Source organism: Megasphaera elsdenii DSM 20460 (genome assembly GCF_003010495.1).
In the GTDB taxonomy this organism is placed as follows: Bacteria; Bacillota; Negativicutes; order Veillonellales; family Megasphaeraceae; genus Megasphaera; species Megasphaera elsdenii.
Window position 1 is genome coordinate 1,942,766 of record NZ_CP027570.1, and the last position, 20,254, is coordinate 1,963,019.

Sequence of the window (20,254 nt, forward strand, 5' to 3'; positions counted from 1 at the left end):
GTAAAATGAAACTGAGTAAAGGAGTGGGCCTATGTTTATTGGAAGAAAAATGGAACTGACGCGGCTGCAGCAAATGTATGATTCGCCAAGGCAGGAAGTGATACTGATTTACGGGCGCCGGCGCATTGGTAAGAGTGAGCTGATTAAGCAATTTTTACAGGCGCCTGAAGTGACTGGGCTGTATTATCAATGTAAGCAGACGACGGAAATGAATAATGTGCAGAGCCTGTCCGCTTTGATTTCCGATGTGTATCAGTATCCGCCCCTTGCTTTTTCGGGAATAGAAAAGCTGCTGGAGTTTCTTTTTCAACGAGCCTGCCAGGAAAAACAAGTCCTTGTTTTGGATGAATATCCTTATTTACGGCAGACTGTCGCCGGGTTGGATAGTATACTGCAATCTTTGATTGACACATATCGGGAGCGTTCGCAGCTGAAGCTGATTCTTTGCGGGTCCTTTGTAGATACCATGAAATCGCTCATGTTGGAGGAAAATCCTTTATATGGCCGTATCACCTTGGGGCTCCATGTCCATCCTATGGATTATTTTGAGTCTGCGCAATTCTACCCAGACTTTTCCTTGGAAGACAAAGTGCGTCTGTACAGCGTTTTTGGCGGGGTACCTTATTATAACAGTCTGATTGATCCGGCACGGAGTGTCCGGGAAAATGTCCTGGCTCTGCTGGTGGAACCGGGAGCTCGTCTGGAAAACGAGGTGCAGATGTATCTGTTAGGAGAATTATCGAAATTTATCAATGCTAATGAGGCTTTTGAGGCCTTGGCCAGGGGGGTTCACCGCTACAAGGATATTTTGTCGCAATCTCATATTTCCAGCAGTCCGGCTTTGTCCGAAATCTTGAAACGACTGATTCTCATGGAGCTCGTTGAAAAAGAAGTGCCTATCAATGATGTTCATAATAAAAAACGAGCCAGTTACCATATTTGTGATAATCTGGCCAGTTTTTATTATCGGTATATCTTTCCTTATAGTTCGCAACGGCAAATCATGGCGCCGGACGTTTTTTTTGACCGGTATATTGCAGACGATTTCGCACGGGTTTTCGTACCGAAGCGGTTTGAATCGCTGTGCCGGCAATTTCTGATCCGCCAGAACCGGCAGGGACGTCTGCCGGAAATCTTCGATGCCATCGGGACCTATTCTTACGATTTGCCAAAAGAGCATAAGAATGGGGAATTCGATGTCGTTACGCATGATGATAAAGGCTACATCTTTTACGAAGCCAAATTCCGGCAGACGCCCATTACGGATGCCATGATTGAAACCGAAATCCGCCAGGTCCGTCAGATTGGGATGGATTGTTATCGTTATGGCTTCTTTTCTCGTGCCGGCTATGAGGTGACTCCCAGACCGGATGTCATCCTCTATACGCTGGACGATTTGTTTGAAAGCTGTTAATAGCTGACTTTCTTGACCTTGCAGGCTACGGTGTAGGAAAATATAAAGAAAAAATAATTGGATATAGAATTCGTAAATAAAAACAATTATCCGTTGATAAATTATTGAATATGGAGTATAATAGGTGACATAAGAAGACGTAAAAAAAGGAGGCCTACTTATGAATATTGTAGTTTTGGTAAAGCAAGTTCCTGCGATTTCTGACATTGAAATCGCAAAAGATAACAACTTGGTCCGTGTCGGCGCACCGTCGATGCTCAACCCCGTTGATAAACACGCCATTGAAGCGGCTGTGGCTGTCAAGGAAGCCGTTGGCGGTACGGTCACGCTCCTGACCATGGGCAACGCCCTGGCCGGGGAAATGATGCGTGACGGCATTGCTGTCGGTGCCGATAAGGGCGTCCTCGTCTCGGACGAACGCATGGCTGGTTCCGATACGCTGGCAACGGGCCTGGTCTTGGCCAAGGCCATTGAAAAATTGGGTGGTGCCGATCTGGTCTTTACGGGCAAGCGCTCGACCGACGGCGACACCGGGCAGATTCCGCCGGCTATCGCTCAGCGCCTGGGCATGGCCCTCATTTCCTATGCCAACTCGGTCAGCGTCGAAGGCACGACGATCACGGCGACGCGCCTGAACCACGACGGCATCGAAACCGTCCAGGCACAGGTACCGGCTGTCGTATCGGTTACGGAAAAAAGCAATACGCCGCGTTCTCCGAAGATCCGCGGGAAAATGGCTGCCAAGAAAGCCGTCTTTGATGTCTGGAAAGTGGAAGACCTGGGCCTCGATGCAGCAAGTGTCGGGACATCCGGTTCGGCGACGAAAGTCACGGAACTGTTTGCACCGGAACCGAATCCGGTCGGCGTCATGATTGAAGGGGCTACGCCGGCAGACGCTGCGGCTAATCTCGTCAAAGATCTGACTGCCAAGAACTTGCTGTAAGGAGGGCTGAATTATGGAATTGAAACAGAATATCTGCGTATATATCGAAATCGCCGGCGGTGCCTTGAGCCCGTTGAGCATTGAATTGTTGGGCAAAGCCCGTCAGCTGGCTGATGCCAAGGGCAAGAAAGTCGTCGCTTTTGTCGCCGGTGCTGATACGGCGAAAGCCAGCCAGGAAGCTATTTCCTACGGGGCCGATGCCGTTGCCGCTGTCGAAGACGGCGCGCTGGCTGCTTATGATTCCGTCTTGTATACCAAAGCCATCGCCGCTTTGGCTGAAAAATATGAACCCAGTGTCATCCTCATCGGCGGGTCTCCCGATGGCCGCGACCTCGGTGGCCGCCTGTCGGCTCAGCTCGGTGTCGGCCTGGTCGCTGACTGCACGGACGTCCGCTTTGAAGGCGACGATGACACCCTGACTTGGATCCGTCCGGCTTATACGGGCAAGCTCTTCGTCAAGATCCAGACGACGACGCGGCCACAGCTGGCTACGATCAGCGACAAGATTTTCCACGGCACGCCGGCAGATCCGTCCCGGACTGGCGAAATCGTCAAGGAAAGCGTCGATTTCACCGGTGTCGCTCCGTCCGTCACGGTAACGGGTTTTGAACCGGTCGAAAAAGAAGCGGAAGAACTGACTATCACGACGGCTGATATCGTCGTCGGTGCCGGCCGCGGTGTCCAGACCGAAGACGGTATGAAAGCGGTCCAGGCCTTTGCTCAGCGCATCGGTGCTGCTTTCGGTGTTTCCAAACCCCTCGTCGATAAAGAATGGGCACCTTATGAATGGCAGATCGGCATTACGGGCAAGAAAATCGCTCCGAAGATTTACATCGCCCTGGGCATTTCCGGTGCCATCCAGCACAAACTGGGCATCCAGGATGCGGGCCTCATCATCGCCGTCAACAAAGACCCGGATGCACCGATCTTCAAGTTCGCCCACTACGGTATCGTAGGCGACCTCTTCGAAGTCATGCCGGAACTGGAAAAACAGATCAAAAAGATCCGTGGTTAGGAAATAGTTTGAAGTTTGATGTTTGAAGCAATGCAGTTAAATTTAGTAACGCACATCAAACATCAAACCCCAAAAAAGGAGCTGTCTTTTTAGACAGCTCCTTTTTTGCATGTTATAATACCCATATCTATACGAAATGCTGTGAAAAAATACGGAGGTGGTTCCATGGATTCTTTTGCTGCCCGCCGGGCCTGCCGCGACGGTCGTTATGACGAGGTCCTGGCTATGTACGGCAAGGCCGCTCCCGATGGGTCTTGGACTTGCTGGGATTATTACTATTATGCCTATGCCCTGCGCAAGACGAAGCAGTACCGGAAAGGCCGGGAAATCGCCCGGGCCGGCATGATTGCCTTTCCGGATTTTACCAACCTGCATGGGATTTACTGCTGGTGCCTCTATTATCTGTATATCCAGAAGTTCGATGAACGGACCCATTCGCCGGCTGATTTTCGCCGCGCTGTCGATGCCATCCTGAAGTACAGCCGGCAGGAAGCGTACAGTCCGTATGCCCTGGCCGTATGGCGCATGGTCGATGTCCTCAAGAACAAGCCCGGCCAGGCCAATCTCATGGGTGCCTATCTGCGCCGCCTCGACCCGGACCAGCTGCCGGACCAGGAAAAGACCGTGACTTTGAAAGGGCGGGAACGGGTCATCGCGTCGGACCGGGAACGGTGGTACTCCCTCATGAGCCGCATCCTGGTCAAGGAAGAAAAGTATGACGACTGCATTACGTTGTGCCAGCAGGCACTGAACTATTTCCCTCAGCTCCATCATGACAATGACATCTGGTTCTCTTACCGCATCGCCCTCTGCCAGCTGCGCCAGGGCCAGGTCGCAGAAGGGCGGCAGCGCCTGGAAAATCTGCTGAAATATAAGCAGCACTGGATTCTCTATCGTGGCCTGTTCTTTGCGTCCCAGGCGGAAGGCGATAGTGCGGCTATGCGCCGCTACGGGGCGTCGGCTTTTCTGGCCGGCGGTGAATTTAAGGGCAAAGTCAATTTCCTGGTCCAGTTCGCCCAGGCCCTGGAGAATATGGGCGGCTATGAGAAAATGGCCTATTATCATTATCTCCTGGCCCGGGACGTGCGGCAGGACCAGCACTGGAAGGTCAAAGCCGAACTCATTGCTAAAGTCGACAGCTATGCCTTTCCTGAACCGAACCGGCGGGACTTGATGGACGGCCTGCATCAATTCTGGATGGCCGGGAAACATGCCGGACAGACCTGCCATAAAGGGCGTATCGAGCGGATCCTTCCCGGTGGCAAGGCCGGCTTCCTCAAGGACCGTGAGGGTAGTCAGTACTATTTCCGCACGTCGTCGCTGTACCGCGTCCGCCCGCAAGAAGGGGAGAGAGTCACTTTCTACGTAGAAGACTTCTTTGAGACAGGGAAAGAAAAACCGGCCCATCGCGCCGTGGACATCGAGCCGGTTTTGCTATATCATAAGAGTTGAATTTACTAGAGAAAGTGAGTGGCACTCATGATTTTATCAGGCAAGGAAATTGTCAAGCATTTAGGTAAGGAAATCATCATTGAACCCTTCCATCCGGAACGGGTCAATCCCAATAGTTATAATCTGTCCCTGCACAACGAGCTCATGGTCTATGACCATAATGAATTAGACATGGCCAAGCCCAATCCGGCTTCGACCATCTATATTCCCAAGTCGGGCTACGTCTTGCAGCCCAACAAGCTCTACCTGGGGCGGACCAACGAATATACCCGTACCGATGGCTATATCCCCATGCTCGAAGGCCGGTCGTCTGTCGGCCGCCTGGGCGTCTTCATCCACGTCACGGCCGGGTTCGGCGACGTCGGCTTTGCCGGCTACTGGACGCTGGAAATCTTCTGCGTCCAGCCTATCCGCATTTATCCCAATGTCGAAATCTGCCAGATTTACTACCACGATATCGACGGGGAATACGATACCTATAAACACGGTAAATACCAGAACAATACGGGCATCCAGCCGAGTATGCTCTGGAAAGACTTTGAAAAAATGAAATAAAGGGAAGTGTCATCATGAAAGAAATAGATATGTTAGCCATGGCCCGGACGAACGGGTTCCGCCTGGGTAATGCCCAGGACCGCCAAGGCGGCACGGGCTGCACGGTCTTGGTATTTCCCGATAGCGCGCCCTGCGCCGTCGATGTCCGCGGCGGCGGCCCGGCCAGCCGGGAATCGGAACTCCTCAGTCCCATGGCGGCTGCGTCGGGCATCCACGCCATCCTGCTCAGCGGCGGCAGTGCCTTTGGCCTCAATGCCTCGACAGGGGTCATGCAGTACCTGGAAGAACAGCACATCGGCTTCGATACGCGTATCTGCAAGGTGCCCCTCGTCGTCGAGTCGTGCATTTATGACCTGGGCTGCGGCGACAACGTCCGTCCCGATGCGGCCATGGGCTATGCGGCCTGCCAGGCAGCGGAAACGGGGGACTTCCGTGAAGGCTGCTACGGCGCCGGTACGGGGGCGACAGTCGGTAAGCTCTGTGGTCCGGACTATATGATGAAATCCGGTCTCGGTGCTTATGCCGTCCAGGTCGGCGACCTCCAGGTCGGTGCCGTCGTCTCCGTCAACGCCGTCGGCGATGTCCTCGATGAACAGGGACAGATCCTGGCCGGCATGCGCAGCCGCGACGGCCAGGGCTTTGCCGACACGCGGCGGGTCATGCTGGAAGAAGCGGGGCAGACGCCGACCCTCTTTTCCCAGCGCGCCGTCGGGACGACGACCAATACGACTATCGGCGCTGTCGTCACCAATGGGCGGTTCGACAAGGCCCAGCTCAAGAAAATCGCCGCCCTGGGCAGCAACGGCATCGTCCGCGCCATCCGTCCCGTCAATACGACGGCTGACGGCGATTCCCTCTATGCAGCCAGTGTCGGCAGCATTTCGGCTGAATTGAGCCTGACCGGCACCATCGCGGCCTACGTTGTAGAAAAAGCCATCCGCCGCGCCGTCTGCCAGGCTGAAAGCCTGTATGGCATCGAGGCGTGCCAGGATGTTTGATGTAATGATGTTTGATGTTTGATGTAAAAAAATAATTATGACCATCACATCAAACTTCAAACTTCAAACTTCAAACTAACAGGGGAGCGCTTTCAGAAAATGTGCTGCCTATATTCTGGTGAAAGAGGAGTGTTTTTATGTACGATTACGTCATCGTCGGCAGCGGCCTCTTTGGCTGTGTCTTTGCCCACGAGATGCATAAGGCCGGCCGGCAGTGCCTGGTCCTGGAACGGCGGGACCAGGTCGGCGGCAATGTCTATTGTGAAGAAAAGGACGGCATCCATATCCATCGCTATGGCGCCCATATCTTCCATACGTCGGACCTGCGGGTCTGGGAGTATGTCAATCAGTTCGCTAAATTCAATCATTTTATTAATACGCCTGTTGCCAATTATAAGGGCGAACTGTACAACCTGCCTTTCAATATGAATACGTTTGCCAAGATGTGGGGCATCATCACGCCGGAACAGGCAGCGGCCAAAATCGAAGGCCAGCGCCGGGCAGCGGGCATCACGGAGCCGGAGAACCTGGAAGAACAGGCCATTTCCCTCATCGGCACGGATGTGTATGCGAAACTGATCAAAGGCTATACGGAAAAGCAGTGGGGCCGGAGCTGTAAGGAATTGCCGGCCTTCATCATCAAGCGCCTGCCCGTACGCTATACCTTTGACAACAATTATTTCGACGACGAGTATCAGGGGATTCCCAAAGGCGGTTATAACGTCCTCATCGACGCCCTCCTGGATGGTGTCGAAGTGCGGACCGGTGTCGATTATAACCGGGAACGGGCGTCATACCTGGATGTAGCCCGCAAAGTCGTCTATACTGGCCCGATTGACGAGTATTTTGGCTACCGCTTGGGCCATCTGGCTTATCGGGGCTTACATTTTGAAACAGAACGTTATAACGAAGTCAACCATCAAGGTGTGGCAGTCATGAATTACACCGACCGGGAAACGCCATATACGCGGACTATCGAGCACAAGCATTTTGAATTTGGCAGACAGCCTGTGACGTATGTCACTAAGGAATATCCGGCCGAATGGCAGGCCGGCCAGGAAGCGTATTATCCGGTCAACGATGAAGCCAACCAGGAACTGTACCGTAAATATGCAGCCTTGGCCCGCCATGAATACAACGTCATCTTCGGCGGCCGCCTGGCAGAATACAAATATTACGACATGGACGACGTCATTGCCAGTGCCCTGGCTGCGGTAGAAAGGGAAGGATATCATGCAGAAACAAATTCGTAAGGCCGTCATCCCGGCGGCAGGCTATGGGACACGCTTTTTGCCGGTCACCAAGGCCATCCCCAAGGAAATGATCCCCATTGTCGATAAACCGGTCATCCAGTATATCGTCGAAGAAGCCCTGCAGAGCGGCATCGAAGAAATACTCATCATCACCGGCCATGGCAAGCGGGCCATTGAAGACCATTTCGACACCAATATCGATTTGGAACTGCAATTGCGTCAGCAGGGGAAAGACCAGCTGCTGCACCTGGTTCAGGATATTTCGTCGATCAACGTCCACTACATCCGCCAAAAACACATGCGCGGACTGGGCGACGCCATCCGCTGTGCCGAATCGTTCATCGATAATGAACCTTTTGCCGTCCTCCTGGGCGACGACGTCATCTATAATCCGGAGAAACCGGCGCTGAAGCAGATGATGGAAGCTTTCAGCCGCTTAGGGGCGACCATGCTCGGCTGCCAGGAAGTGCCGCAGGAACTGGTGTCGCGCTACGGCATCGTCCAGGGCCAGCCGACAGACGACGACCGCGTCGTCAAGCTCATCGATATGATTGAAAAACCGGCTGTCGACGAAGCACCGAGCCGCCTGGCTGCGCTAGGCCGTTATATCTTGACGCCGGATATCTTTGAAATCCTGCGCCGTGTCCAGCCGGGGAAGGGCGGCGAAATCCAGCTTACTGATGCCCTGCGCCTCATGGCTGACCGGGAAGCGGTCTACGCCTATACCTTCAGCGGCCGCAGCTACGACACGGGCAATAAACTGGGCTTCCTCAAAGCTACTGTCGAATACGCCCTGCGCCGGGAAGACCTGGGAGACGCCTTCCGGGAATACCTGCGTACCAGCCTTCCCTGATAGGGAGGTGGCCGTAAGGCCGGAGGGGTTGCCTTGAAAACCTCTCAGTCAGCTGCGCTGACAGCTCCCCTATCAGGGGAGCCACGGACCATGAGCCACGGCTGTCCGTTCTGGCAGCCGTCCTGCGCCTTCTGTTGGTCGGCACCTGACGGGCCAGAATGGCTTGGGATAACCCATGCGGATTATGCCTCCCCTAATAGGGGAGGTGGCCGTAAGGCCGGAGAGGTTGCCTTGAAAAACCTCTCAGTCAGCTGCGCTGACAGCTCCCCTATCAGGGGAGCCATGAGTGGGCCGCCTTCACAGGACGGCCCCTACGAACCACGAACCACTAGCCACTAGCCACGAGCCACTACTTCTTCCGTCTTTGGCGGAAGAAATCTTTCATCAGGGCCGCACATTCCTCGGCGCGGACGCCGGCTGTGACCTCGGTCCGGTGGTTGAGGCAGTCGTTGTCGACGAGGTGGAACAGGGACCGCACGGCACCTGCTTTGGGGTCGTCGCAGCCGTAGACGACCCGGTCCAGGCGGCTGTTGACGATGGCACCGGCACACATGGGGCACGGTTCGACGGTCACATAAAGAGTACAGCCTGTCAGGCGCCAGCGGTTCAGGGCGCGGCAGGCTTTTTCAATGGCTAAGAGTTCGGCGTGGGCCGTAGCACAAGGCAGGCTTTCGCGCAGGTTATAGGCCCGGGCGACGACTTTCTTTTCATAGACAATGACGGCGCCGATGGGGATTTCCCCGACGGCATAGGCCGTCTTGGCTTCAGCCAGGGCTTTGCCCATATAAAATTCATCTTTGGTCATGTTGAATCTCCTTGGTAAAAAAATTTACGTCTATCATAACACGAAAACAGGGAAGGGGAAACTATTATGGATGCCATTTGGTGGCAGATTTTCGACTTGTTGGGGACGACGGCCTTTGCCGTATCCGGCGTCTTTGCGGCCATTTCCCGGCGCATGGACCTGTTCGGCATCTTCGTCCTCAGTGCGGCGACAGCCGTCGGCGGCGGTATCATCCGCGATATCCTCATCGGCAATATCCCGCCGGCAGCCTTTAAGAACAGTATTTATCTATGGATCATCCTCGGCTCCATGGCCGTCATCACGATTATCGTCCGCTATTTCAATATCCGCATGTGGCGCCGCGTCGTCGGCAAGCTCTCCATCTGGTATCTCGTCTGCGACGCCATCGGTCTCGGTTCCTTTACGGTCACCGGGACCCTCCTGGGCTGTTTCTACTATCCCGACTACTGGATCCTGGATATCACCCTCGGCGTCCTGACGGCCGTCGGCGGCGGCGTCATCCGCGACGTCCTGGCCGGCCGCATCCCCGGCGTCCTGCGCAAGGAGGTCTACGCGACGGCGTCCCTCCTGGGAAGTATTTTTCTCTACGGGGCGGTCATCCCCTTTGAAGTACCCCTGGAAGTCGGGGCTATCGTCAGCTTTTCCGTCACCGTCGCCATCCGCCTGGTCGCCATCCGCCTGCACCTCAATATCCCCAGGATCCGCCGCGTCCGCCATCGGAGGGCGTAGGGCAGCCTGGGTAAGGCGAACCGCCACTAGCCACTAGCCACTAGCAACTAGCTACGAACCACAGGCCACGGCCTCTACAAATTTCCCCAGGCCCGTGATATAATAAAGGGTACAATTTTTTTTCTTCATACTAGGAGTGATAACGTGAATCTGTTACAGAAAGCAGTCAGCCTGGCCGTAGCGTCTTTCTTTTTATGTGCCTCGCCGGCTGCACTGGCAAAGACGATTTTATATGTACCCCAGGATGACCGGCCTGTCGATTATGAATATACGGTCAGTACGGCCGAAGCGGCCGGCTATGATGTCCTGACGCCGCCGGCCCAGTATTTGTCGGGCATGAATTTCCACGGTTCGCCGGATAAGCTCATGGCCTGGGTCGATGCCAATGCCGGCAAGGCCGACGCCATGGTCCTGTCCATCGATTCCCTGGTCTATGGCGGCCTTGTCGATTCGCGCAAGCATAATCTGCCCATGGAAACGCTGACGGCGCGCCTGGAAAAGGTCGAAGCCCTGCATAAATCGCACAAGAAGGTACCCATTTATGTCTTCAGTACGGTCATGCGCAGTCCCTGGGCTGGCGGCAAAGGCGTAGAACCGGACTATTACCTGACCATGGGGTCCGACATCTATCAGCTGGCGTCGCTCCAGGCCAAGATGGACGAAGAAGGCCTGAATCCGCAGGAACGGAACGACTGGTTCGCCATCATGCGCCGCGTACCGATGGAATACCTGCAGGACTGGTATAACCGGCGCCGCAAGAACATGAGCATCAATTACCGCCTCATCGACGATGCCCGCAAAGGTGTCTTTACCTATTACAGCCTGGGCCACGATGACAATTCCGTTAGCACCCAGTCGTCGCTGGAATCGAAGTACCTGGAAATGGCCGGTGACGGCATCCCCAAGACGGCTTTCGGCTCCTTCCCCGGTGCCGACCAGCTGGGCCTGCTGCTCATCACCCGGGCCAGCAACGATTTCAATAATTATCATCCCAAAATCACCGTCATCTATCCCTTGGGCGGCGGTGAAAAGACTGTGCCCCGCTACGACGGCCAGGCCATTGGCAAGACCATTGCGTCCCACGTCGAAGCCATCGGCGGCACTATGGTCGACAACGAACGGCCGGACCTGTTGCTGGCTGTCAATACGCCGCTGACGACGTCGACGACGGAATCGGCCAACTTCGAGAACTTCCCGATCATGCTCCAGTCGACGCGGGATTTCCTGACGCAGATCGAAAAGGCCGTCAACCTCGGCATCCCCGTCAGCATCGTCGACATGGCCTTTTCCAACGGTTCCGACAACACCCTGGTCTACGGCCTCTATCAGGATCAGATGATGTACCGCCTGGCCGCCTATAACGGCTGGAATACGGCCAGCAACTCCGTTGGCTACGGTATCGCTCAGGGCGTCCTGTCCAAGTACATGACGGCCGATGCCCACCGCGACATGCTGACGACGCAGTACCTGGACAACTGGGCTTATCAGGCCAATGTCCGCGACTACATCTACCGCATGCAGCAGAAACTGGAAGCCGGCGTCGTCACCCAGTACTACCCGACGCTCAACGAAGAGCTCCAGAGCCGCACGAAGGAACAGCTCCAGCGCTATGCGTCGACGTATCTCGGCATCGACCCCAAGACCGTCGATGTCACCCTGCCGTGGCAGCGCCTGTTCGAAGTCTACGTCGATGTCAAGCCGGCGCCGACAGTCCCCCTGGAAGCCGACGTGCGCCATGACATGAACAGCCGCGAACTCCAGTCCCTGGCCAATGAGGTTTCGGAAGCGCAGGCTAAGCTCGATGCGTCCCGGACGGTCAATGCCGACGGGACGGTCAGCCAGGCCGACCCGGCCGTCCAGGCCCAGCTCCAGGCAGCCAAAGCTGCCGCCCAGGCCCGGTATGAACAGGAAAAACAGGCCCAGGCCATCAATCACAGTGAAGAAAAAGCCCAGCAGAGCCGTACCTGGGCTGCACAGAAATAAGAGAGCCTATGGAACAACAGAAACAGACAACGACACAACTTCATCAGGGACGACGCGTTCCCCGCAAAAAGAAAGGCCGCCGTATAGTTGCCGTCTTGGCCGGCCTCATCTGCCTCGGCGCCGCTGCCGTGGCTTATGGCTATTTCGGCCCGAATTTCCTCCTGCCCTATAAGAGCGGCTACGTCCATGTCCGCAGCGACATGACGGCTTCCGAAGTCGGCGATATCCTGACCGATAAGGGCTATATCGCCAGCCCCTTGTGGTTCCGCGCCGTAGCGACCGTTACCGGCCAGGCCGGGGATATCCATGCCGGCGAGTATACCCTCGATTCGCGCATGAGCCTCCATGCCTTGCTGGACAAGCTGACCAGCGGCAAGTCCGAAGCGGACCGGCTGGTCGTCCCCGAAGGCTATACGGTCCGGGAAATTGCCAAAGCCGTCGCCGCCAACGGCCGCATCAGCGAAGCCGATTTCCTCAAGGCCGCTTCCTCGTCGGACCAGCTCCTGCCGTATATGAAGGGAAACCGCAAAGTGACCTTCCCGACGGAAGGTTTCTTGTTCCCCGATACATATTTCATCCCTTATGATGCCACGGCAGACGACGTCATAGCCATGATGATCAAGAACTTCGACGACCACTTGACGGACGCCATGAGAGCGGGCATTGCCAAGCAGAACTTGTCGATTTACCAGTTCGTCACCTTGGCTTCGCTCATCGAAAAGGAAGCGAAATACGAAAAGGACCGGCCCCTCATCGCGTCGGTCTTCGAGAACCGCCTGAAGATCCACATGAAGCTCCAGTCCGATGCCAGCATTTCCTATGCCATGGGGACCCACAAGGCGGCATACAGCATCAATGAGACCCAGTACGATTCGCCGTACAATACGTACCGTTATGAAGGCCTGCCGCCGGGACCCATCGGCAATCCCGGCATGGATTGTATGGAAGCCATCCTGGAAGCGCCGCCGACGAAGTACCTCTATTTCGTCGCCGATAAGGACGGCCACAACTATTTTGCCGCTACTTATGAAGAACACATGAAGAACGTCCAGGAGCACATGCCATGATGGACGCCTTGTTTGAAGAAATGAAAGCCTGTGCCAGGGAACAGGACCTGCCCATCCTGCGCGACAGCGAACTTCCCTTGTTCACGGGCATCGTGGCGTCGTGCCGGCCGTCGCGGGTCCTGGAAATCGGCACCTGCATCGGCTATTCGGCCTTGCAGATGGCGCCGTTCCTGGCACCGGGCGGGACGATTACGACGATTGAACTTGACCGTGAGCGCTACGACCTGGCCTGCCGGTTCTTCCGGCGTTCGCCGTATGCTTCGGTCATCACGGCTCTCCACGGCGACGGGACGGAACTGGCCGGGGCTTTGCCCGGTCCGTGGGACTTCGTCTTTCTCGACGGGCCGAAAGGGCAGTACGTGCGCCAGCTGCGGCAGCTCCTGCCCAAGCTCCTGCCCGGTGCCATCGTCGCAGCCGACAACATCGATTACCATGACATGTTTTACCTCGAAGGGCCTTTGCCGCATAAGCACCGCACGGCTGTAACCCGCCTGCGGGAGTTCATGGACCTCGTCGGCGACCGGTCCCGTTTCGAGACTGTATTTTTTGAAAATGGCGACGGCATGACCGTTTCGCAATGGAAAGGATAAGAGAATGGGAAAAATGGAATTGCTGGCTCCGGCCGGCAGTATGGATAAAATGAAGATGGCCTTTTTATACGGTGCCGATGCCGTCTACCTGGGAGGGAAGTCCTTCGGCCTGCGGGCTTTCAGCGACAACTTTTCCAATGAAGAACTGAAGGAAGCCGTCGACTACGCCCATGCCCGGGGCAAGCACATCCACGTGACGGTCAATATCTTCCCGCACAACGACGACCTCAAGGCCCTGCCGGATTACCTCGTGTACCTGCGCGACATTGGCGTCGACGCCATCCTCATCGCTGACCCGGGCATCTTCGCCATGGCCCGGCAGCTCGTGCCCGACCTGCCTGTCCACGTGTCGACCCAGGCCAATACGACCAACTGGGCGTCGACGAAATTCTGGCATGACAACGGCGCATCGCGCGTCGTCATGGCCCGCGAAGTGAGCCTCCGCGACGTCAAGGAAATCCACGCCAAAGTGCCCGATGTCGAACTGGAAGGCTTCATCCACGGCGCCATGTGCATTTCCTATTCCGGCCGCTGCCTGCTGAGCAATTATTTCACCCACGGCGACCGCGACTCGAACCGCGGTGAATGTGTCCAGTGCTGCCGCTTCAAGTACAACGTCGTCGAAGAAAAGCGGCCAGGCCAGTATTTTCCTGTCGTCGAAGATGAACGGGGAACGTATATCTTCAACTCCAAGGACCTCTGCCTCCTGCCGTATCTGCCGGACCTCTACGACGCAGGCCTTTCCAGCCTGAAAATCGAAGGGCGCATGAAGAGCATCCATTACGTCGCCACGGTGACCAAGGTCTATCGCCAGGCTTTCGATGCCTACGAAGCCGATCCGGAACACTTCACGGTCCGCCAGGAATGGCTCGACGAACTGGAAAAGATTTCCCACCGGCCCTATACCCGGGGCTTCTCCGTTTCCCGGCCGACGGCGGCCGACCAGGTCTACAGCCAGTCGAGCAATACCCAGACCCATGAATTTATCGGCCTGGTCAAGTCCTACGATGAAGAAAAGGGATTGGCCTGGGTGGAACAGCGGAACCACTTCAAGCTGGGCCAGACTGTCGAATTTCTCCAGCCCAAAGGCCAGCTGGTCCGCTATACTATCGACCGCATCGTCGACGAAGACGGGCAGGACCTCGACGCCGCCCGCCACGCCCAGCAGCTCGTCGGCCTGGCCGTACCGCAGCGGCTGGAACCGTATTCCATGATGCGCCGCCAGGTGAAGAGCCATGTTTGATGAAGACTGGGTCTACTTCCAGGCCCCTCCGGCAGAAATGACCTTCATCAACCGCATCATCGAAGGCTGTGACTACCTGGGCGTCGTCACGGCCCTGGATGGCAGGAAGGGACTGGGCTTTGTCAGGACGACAAAAGACACGGCAGGGGAGACAAAAGAGGTACTCCAATCCCTGCCCATCCCGGTCCGGATCCTGAGCCGCCAGGAAGCGCTCGCCGCAGCTGGACAACAGTAGTGTATAAAATTTACAGAATTTATAGTTATACGATTTAGTGAAAAGCGCTGCCCTTGACGGCAGCGCTTTTTTTGCTCTTCAAAACATTGTATTTTAAAAAATAGCAGTCCTTGTTGTAACATGTAAAATAGTTGTTTTTACTATCCATTTTTTGGCGGTTAGCCCTTTAAATTCTTGACAGAATTGGTGTATAATTAATGATATAATCATAAAATACTTTATAGCGTATATTATATGCGTATACGGTACGCTATTGAATCCAAGACCCGCCGTCTGACGATACGATGTCCATTATCATACATACTGAAACCATAAGCGAAGCGGCCGGGTCCCAGTCAAGTAAGGAGGAGCTTCTATGAAAAAATCTAATTGCCTGGCCATGATTCTGGCCGGCGGGAAAGGGAGCCGTCTGGGCGTCCTGACCAAAGATCAGGCTAAACCGGGCCTCTTGTTCGGCGGAAAATACCGCATCATCGACTTCCCCTTGAGTAACTGCCGCAATTCCGGCATCGATACGGTCGGTATCCTGACCCAGTACCAGCCGCTGGAACTGAACTGGTATATCGGCAACGGCAGTTCGTGGAACCTCGACTCGACCAAGGGCGGGACCTATGTCCTGCCGCCATATCAGAGCGACGGCGGCTCCAACTGGTATCGCGGCACGGCCGATGCCATCTATCAGAACCTGAACTTCGTGGAAATGGTCGGCGACGATTACGTCCTCATCCTGTCCGGCGACCACATCTATTCCATGGACTACGACAAGATGCTTAATTTCCACAAGAAACATCACGCCAAGGCCACTATCGGCACGATCCGCGTCCCCTGGGATGAAGCCAGCCGCTTCGGCATCATGGTAGCCGACGAAAACATGCGCATCACCAAGTTCCAGGAAAAACCGGCCAAACCGGAAAGCAACCTGGCTTCCATGGGCATTTACATCTTCGACCGGGACGTCCTGGAATCGTACCTCAAAGCCGACGCCAAAGATGAAAAATCGGAACACGACTTCGGCAAGAACGTCATCCCGGCCATGCTGGGCGACAAGATTCCCCTCTATGCCTATCCCTTTGAAGGCTACTGGAAGGACGTCGGCACCATCGACAGCCTGTGGCAGGCCAACATGGACCTCATCGCCGACGAACCGCCTATCGACCTGCGCGACAGCCATTGGCGCATCTACTCGGGCAACCAGAGTTTCCCGCCGCACCTCATCGGTCCCAAGGGCTCGGCCAAGAGTTCCCTCATCGCCGAAGGTTCGGAAATCTTCGGGACCGTCAGCAATTCGGTCATCTTCTACGGCGTCACCATCAAAGAAGGGGCGAAAGTTACGAACTCCGTCATCATGCCGGGGACGGTCGTCGAAGAAAATGCCGTCGTCGACAAGGCTATCCTGGGCGAACGGTGCCATATCTATCCGGGCGCTGTCCTCCACAATGAAGATGGCTCTGTCGCCGTACTGGGCCGCAAAGGGGAATTGAAACCAGAAAAAGTCACAGCGAAAGGGGAACACTAGTTATGAATAGCAATATGATCGGCCTCATCAATATGCGCGAAGACCATCCCTTGCAGGAAATCAACGACACGCGCCCGTTGTCGACGCTGCCCATTGGCGGCAAATACCGCCTCATCGACTTTACGCTTTCCAATATGGTAAACGCCGGCATCGAAAATGTCGGACTCCTGCTCTCCAGCCAGTCCCGGTCGGTACTGGACCACATCCGGTCCGGCAAGGAATGGGGCCTGGCCCACAAGGGCGACGGTTTGTTCTACCTGCCGGAAGAACGGGCAGACATCGAACATCCCGTAGAAGGGGACATCGCCGCGTATTATAAGAACCTGGTCTTCGTCAAACGGGCTAACAAGCGCTACGTTCTCTTGTCGGGCTGTGACATGGTCCAGAACATCGACTACGACGAAGTCCTCCATTTCCACCGCCATCACAATGCCGATGTCACCCTCATCTACCAGCAGCAGAAGTATGACTTCGACCGCGAAGGCTATATTCTGACCATCGATGACGTCTGCAAGGACCGGGTCCTGTCCATCGAAGCCAAGCCGGAAGTCAAGGCCGGGGATAACTTATACCAGCGGGGAATCCTCATCGACTGCGACGTATTCCAACATTGCATACGCCGGGCCTATGCCCAGGGATATAACCACTTTATTACGGATGTACTCCAGCGGAATGTAGACCGTCTGCGGATTTTCGGCTATAATTATCAAGGATATGCAAAACGGATTGATTCTGTTCATTCCTACTTCCAGGTCAACATGGACCTGCGCGACAGCCGCATCTGGCATGAACTGCTCCTGAAAGACAAGGACCATCGTATCTATACCAAGATCAAGGATGAAGCGCCGGCCAAGTACATGGAAGAATCGCATGTCACCAATTCTCTCGTAGCTAATGGCTGTATCATCGAAGGCCGCGTAGAGAATTCGATTCTTTTCCGCCGAGTCAAGGTGGGAAAGAATGCTGTCATTCGCAACAGTATCATCATGCAGCACTCGGTCGTCGGCGATGACGCCCAGCTCGACTACGTCGTATGCGATAAGAATACGATCATCCAGCCGGAAGCCGTATTGAGCGGCAGCCACGACAACCCGTTGTGCATTGGTAAACGTTCAGTCCGCTGAACGCGACTACAAAGGGGTTAGAGACAATATGAAAAAATGGCAGGATAAGGAAGAATTCAAAAAGTTATTTACCGAGAAAGCTCACATTTTGTGGGAAAAAGATCTGCGGGACATGACCTTGAATGAAGTCTATCAGACCATCGCCTACATGATCCGCGATCTGGTAAGTGAAGATTGGATCCGCACGAATGAAATCTATGCCGAACAGAAGGTCAAACAAGTCTATTATTTCTCCATCGAATTTCTCATCGGCCGCCTTTTGGAATCGAATCTCCTGGGCATCGATATGGACGACATCTGTCGCCAGGGCCTGGAAGATCTGGGCTGGGACCTGGATAAGGTCATCCCGGCCGAACGCGATCCGGGTCTGGGGAATGGGGGACTGGGGCGGCTGGCTGCCTGCTTCATCGACTCCCTGGCGGCGCTGCAGCTGCCGGGCCATGGCAACAGCATCCGCTATCAGTACGGCTTGTTCAACCAGCGCATCGTCGACAACCAGCAGGTAGAACTGCCTGACAACTGGCTGGTCAACGGCTATCCCTGGGAAGTCAAGAAAGTCGACAAGGCTGTCTATGTCCGCTTCGGCGGCAATGCCTACATGCGCCCTGACGAAGACGGCAGCCTGGAATGTGTCCACGAAAAGTATTCGTCTGTCCGCGCCGTCCCGTATGATGTGCCCATCATCGGCTATCACAACAACACGGTCAACACGCTGCGCCTGTGGCGCGCTGAATACTCGCGGGAACAGCTCTACCAGGAACTGTCCCTCGGCGACCGGCGCCGGGCCTTCCGCTATAAGGATAGCGTCCAGCAGATTTCCCGTTTCCTCTATCCTGACGACAGCAATGAAGACGGCCGCCGCCTGCGCCTGATGCAGGAATACTTCTTTGTATCGGCCGGCCTCCAGAGCATCGTCCGCCATTATAAGAAGAAATACCACGAAAGTATCTATAAATTCGACCGCTATGTGGCCATCCACATCAACGACACCCATCCGGCCCTGGTCATCCCGGAACTGATGCGCATCCTCATGGATGAAGAAGGCGTGTCCTGGGATGCGGCTTGGAACATCACCGTCCGCACCGTAGCCTATACGAACCATACGATTCTGCCGGAAGCCATGGAAAAATGGTCCATCCCGATGTTCAAGGAACTGCTACCGCGCATTTACCTCATCGTCGAAGAAATCAACAACCGCTGGCTCAAAGAAGTCCGCAGCCTCTATCCCGGCGATGAATCGAGGGCCCGCGACGTCGCCGTCCTCTGGGATGGACAGGTCCACATGGCCCATCTGGCCGTCCTCGGCAGCCACAGCGTCAACGGTGTCGCCGAAATCCATTCGCAGATCCTCAAGGATTCGACGCTGCACCAGTTCTATACGTGCTTCCCGCACCGCTTCTCCAATAAGACCAACGGCATTTCCCATCGCCGCTGGCTCATCGAAGCCAATCCGCAACTGGCCTCGCTCATCGACGAAGCCATCGGGGACGGCTGGCGCCGGACGCCGTCGAAGCTCCAGGACCTCATGCCTTTTGCCGATGACCCGTCCTTCCAGGAACAGCTGACGCGGGTCAAGAAGGAACGCAAGGATATCCTGGCCCGTTACATCCGCGACCGCTATGATACGGACGTGCGGACGGACTCGATCTTCGACATCCAGATCAAGCGCATCCACTTGTATAAGCGCCAGACCCTGAACATCCTTCACATCCTTCACCTGTATTACCTCTTGAAGGATAACCCGAAACTCAAGATTACACCGCGGACCTTCCTCTTTGGCGGCAAGGCCGCTGCCGGCTACGGCGAAGCCAAGGAAACGATCCGCCTCATCAACGTCGTCGCCCATATGGTCAACTCCGACCGCCGGATCAGCAAGCAGATGAAGGTCCTGTTCCTGGAAAACTACAACGTGTCCTTAGGGCAGCTCCTCTTCCCGGCAGCCGACGTGAGCGAACAGATTTCGACAGCCGGCAAGGAAGCGTCGGGGACGGGCAACATGAAGTTCATGATGAACGGGGCCATCACCTTGGGGACCCTGGACGGGGCCAACGTCGAAATCCACCGGAAGGTCGGCGACGAAAACTGCGTCATCTTCGGCTTGCGGGCTGATGAAGTCATGAATTACTACATCCACGGCGGCTACTCGTCGTGGCAGATGTACAGCGGCGACGCCGACATCCGCCGCCTCATGGATGCCCTCGTCGACGGCTCCATCAGCGGCGAACACTTCGGCATGCTCTATTCGTCCTTCCTCGATAAGAACGATGAATACTTCGTCCTCAAGGACTTCAAATCCTATTGCCAGGCTCAGCAGGAAATCGCCAAGCGCTATGGGAATCATCCGCAGTGGTGTCATTCGAGCGTCGTCAATATTGCCCAGTCCGGCTATTTCTCCAGTGACCGGACAATTCAGCAGTACGCCGATGACATTTGGCGCATCAAGCCGGTCAAACACTAACTAAGAATCAGGAGGATAAGA

Annotated in this window: 18 protein-coding genes; 17 read left to right on the forward strand and 1 reads right to left on the reverse strand. The window is 55.4% G+C overall.

Features of this window, described 5'->3' with window-relative positions; genetic code table 11:
- The first annotated feature begins 31 nt into the window (after positions 1-31).
- The 8 genes from C6362_RS09245 (at position 32) to galU (ending at position 8,483) form a co-directional block, all read left to right on the forward strand.
- Complete coding sequence (locus C6362_RS09245; RefSeq protein WP_014016929.1) at positions 32-1,414, forward strand: ATP-binding protein; 1,383 nt, start codon at positions 32-34, stop codon at positions 1,412-1,414.
- Between the two features lie 160 nt (positions 1,415-1,574).
- The gene (locus C6362_RS09250) at positions 1,575-2,357 is read left to right on the forward strand and encodes an electron transfer flavoprotein subunit beta/FixA family protein (protein ID WP_014016928.1); all 783 of its coding nucleotides are present in this window, start codon (positions 1,575-1,577) and stop codon (positions 2,355-2,357) included.
- Between the two features lie 13 nt (positions 2,358-2,370).
- Complete coding sequence (locus tag C6362_RS09255) at positions 2,371-3,372, forward strand: electron transfer flavoprotein subunit alpha/FixB family protein (protein ID WP_014016927.1); 1,002 nt, start codon at positions 2,371-2,373, stop codon at positions 3,370-3,372.
- A 165-nt stretch (positions 3,373-3,537) separates the two neighbouring features.
- Positions 3,538-4,824, forward strand: a complete 1,287-nt coding sequence (locus tag C6362_RS09260; RefSeq protein WP_014016926.1) for a tetratricopeptide repeat protein — start codon at positions 3,538-3,540, stop codon at positions 4,822-4,824.
- Positions 4,825-4,851: 27 nt separating this feature from the next.
- Entirely contained in the window at positions 4,852-5,379 is a 528-nt protein-coding gene (gene dcd / locus C6362_RS09265) for a dCTP deaminase (protein ID WP_014016925.1), read from the forward strand.
- A gap of 14 nt (positions 5,380-5,393) precedes the next feature.
- Positions 5,394-6,377 (forward strand): P1 family peptidase, encoded by a 984-nt coding sequence (locus C6362_RS09270; protein ID WP_014016924.1) that lies wholly within the window; start codon positions 5,394-5,396, stop codon positions 6,375-6,377.
- A gap of 137 nt (positions 6,378-6,514) precedes the next feature.
- The gene (gene glf / locus C6362_RS09275) at positions 6,515-7,630 is read left to right on the forward strand and encodes a UDP-galactopyranose mutase (protein ID WP_014016923.1); all 1,116 of its coding nucleotides are present in this window, start codon (positions 6,515-6,517) and stop codon (positions 7,628-7,630) included.
- Complete coding sequence (gene galU, locus C6362_RS09280) at positions 7,611-8,483, forward strand: UTP--glucose-1-phosphate uridylyltransferase GalU (protein WP_014016922.1); 873 nt, start codon at positions 7,611-7,613, stop codon at positions 8,481-8,483. The genes glf and galU overlap by 20 nt, the downstream gene beginning before the upstream one ends.
- Before the next feature lie 349 nt (positions 8,484-8,832).
- Here the strand turns inward: galU and tadA are convergent, their stop codons facing one another.
- Complete coding sequence (tadA, locus tag C6362_RS09285) at positions 8,833-9,288, reverse strand: tRNA adenosine(34) deaminase TadA (protein WP_014016921.1); 456 nt, start codon at positions 9,286-9,288, stop codon at positions 8,833-8,835.
- Between the two features lie 66 nt (positions 9,289-9,354).
- Here tadA and C6362_RS09290 point away from each other — a divergent pair, with 66 nt between their 5' ends.
- The 9 genes from C6362_RS09290 to C6362_RS09330 all read left to right on the forward strand — a co-directional run bounded on the left by C6362_RS09290 (position 9,355) and on the right by C6362_RS09330 (position 20,233).
- On the forward strand, positions 9,355-10,017 hold the full coding sequence (locus tag C6362_RS09290; protein WP_014016920.1) for a trimeric intracellular cation channel family protein: 663 nt from the start codon (positions 9,355-9,357) through the stop codon (positions 10,015-10,017).
- 144 nt (positions 10,018-10,161) lie between these two features.
- Positions 10,162-12,000, forward strand: a complete 1,839-nt coding sequence (locus C6362_RS09295; protein ID WP_014016919.1) for a DUF4127 family protein — start codon at positions 10,162-10,164, stop codon at positions 11,998-12,000.
- 8 nt (positions 12,001-12,008) lie between these two features.
- Positions 12,009-13,067 (forward strand): endolytic transglycosylase MltG, encoded by a 1,059-nt coding sequence (mltG, locus tag C6362_RS09300; RefSeq protein WP_014016918.1) that lies wholly within the window; start codon positions 12,009-12,011, stop codon positions 13,065-13,067.
- The gene (locus C6362_RS09305) at positions 13,064-13,657 is read left to right on the forward strand and encodes an O-methyltransferase (protein WP_014016917.1); all 594 of its coding nucleotides are present in this window, start codon (positions 13,064-13,066) and stop codon (positions 13,655-13,657) included. Before mltG ends, C6362_RS09305 begins: the two co-directional genes overlap by 4 nt.
- Before the next feature lie 4 nt (positions 13,658-13,661).
- Positions 13,662-14,900 (forward strand): peptidase U32 family protein, encoded by a 1,239-nt coding sequence (locus tag C6362_RS09310; RefSeq protein ID WP_014016916.1) that lies wholly within the window; start codon positions 13,662-13,664, stop codon positions 14,898-14,900.
- Positions 14,893-15,135: a DUF4911 domain-containing protein gene (locus C6362_RS09315; protein ID WP_014016915.1), complete on the forward strand. Its 243-nt coding sequence runs from the start codon at positions 14,893-14,895 to the stop codon at positions 15,133-15,135. Before C6362_RS09310 ends, C6362_RS09315 begins: the two co-directional genes overlap by 8 nt.
- Positions 15,136-15,490: 355 nt before the next feature.
- A complete protein-coding gene (locus tag C6362_RS09320) occupies positions 15,491-16,651 on the forward strand; it encodes a glucose-1-phosphate adenylyltransferase (protein WP_014016914.1) in 1,161 nt (386 codons plus the stop codon).
- Positions 16,652-16,653: 2 nt separating this feature from the next.
- Positions 16,654-17,775 carry a glucose-1-phosphate adenylyltransferase subunit GlgD gene (gene glgD / locus C6362_RS09325; RefSeq protein ID WP_014016913.1) on the forward strand — a complete coding sequence of 374 codons (1,122 nt, stop codon included), beginning with the start codon at positions 16,654-16,656 and terminating at the stop codon, positions 17,773-17,775.
- 28 nt (positions 17,776-17,803) lie between these two features.
- Positions 17,804-20,233: a glycogen/starch/alpha-glucan phosphorylase gene (locus C6362_RS09330; protein WP_014016912.1), complete on the forward strand. Its 2,430-nt coding sequence runs from the start codon at positions 17,804-17,806 to the stop codon at positions 20,231-20,233.
- Positions 20,234-20,254 lie beyond the last annotated feature (21 nt).

Excerpts from the sequence above, each read along its gene's own strand:
- C6362_RS09245 (WP_014016929.1), top strand. The coding sequence starts at position 32 with ATGTTTATTGGAAGAAAAATGGAACTGACGCGGCTGCAGCAAATGTAT.
- C6362_RS09250 (WP_014016928.1), top strand. The coding sequence starts at position 1,575 with ATGAATATTGTAGTTTTGGTAAAGCAAGTTCCTGCGATTTCTGACATT.
- C6362_RS09255 (WP_014016927.1), top strand. The coding sequence starts at position 2,371 with ATGGAATTGAAACAGAATATCTGCGTATATATCGAAATCGCCGGCGGT.
- C6362_RS09260 (WP_014016926.1), top strand. The coding sequence starts at position 3,538 with ATGGATTCTTTTGCTGCCCGCCGGGCCTGCCGCGACGGTCGTTATGAC.
- dcd (WP_014016925.1), top strand. The coding sequence starts at position 4,852 with ATGATTTTATCAGGCAAGGAAATTGTCAAGCATTTAGGTAAGGAAATC.
- C6362_RS09270 (WP_014016924.1), top strand. The coding sequence starts at position 5,394 with ATGAAAGAAATAGATATGTTAGCCATGGCCCGGACGAACGGGTTCCGC.
- glf (WP_014016923.1), top strand. The coding sequence starts at position 6,515 with ATGTACGATTACGTCATCGTCGGCAGCGGCCTCTTTGGCTGTGTCTTT.
- galU (WP_014016922.1), top strand. The coding sequence starts at position 7,611 with ATGCAGAAACAAATTCGTAAGGCCGTCATCCCGGCGGCAGGCTATGGG.
- tadA (WP_014016921.1), bottom strand. The coding sequence starts at position 9,288 with ATGACCAAAGATGAATTTTATATGGGCAAAGCCCTGGCTGAAGCCAAG.
- C6362_RS09290 (WP_014016920.1), top strand. The coding sequence starts at position 9,355 with ATGGATGCCATTTGGTGGCAGATTTTCGACTTGTTGGGGACGACGGCC.
- mltG (WP_014016918.1), top strand. The coding sequence starts at position 12,009 with ATGGAACAACAGAAACAGACAACGACACAACTTCATCAGGGACGACGC.
- C6362_RS09305 (WP_014016917.1), top strand. The coding sequence starts at position 13,064 with ATGATGGACGCCTTGTTTGAAGAAATGAAAGCCTGTGCCAGGGAACAG.
- C6362_RS09310 (WP_014016916.1), top strand. The coding sequence starts at position 13,662 with ATGGGAAAAATGGAATTGCTGGCTCCGGCCGGCAGTATGGATAAAATG.
- C6362_RS09315 (WP_014016915.1), top strand. The coding sequence starts at position 14,893 with ATGTTTGATGAAGACTGGGTCTACTTCCAGGCCCCTCCGGCAGAAATG.
- C6362_RS09320 (WP_014016914.1), top strand. The coding sequence starts at position 15,491 with ATGAAAAAATCTAATTGCCTGGCCATGATTCTGGCCGGCGGGAAAGGG.
- glgD (WP_014016913.1), top strand. The coding sequence starts at position 16,654 with ATGAATAGCAATATGATCGGCCTCATCAATATGCGCGAAGACCATCCC.
- C6362_RS09330 (WP_014016912.1), top strand. The coding sequence starts at position 17,804 with ATGAAAAAATGGCAGGATAAGGAAGAATTCAAAAAGTTATTTACCGAG.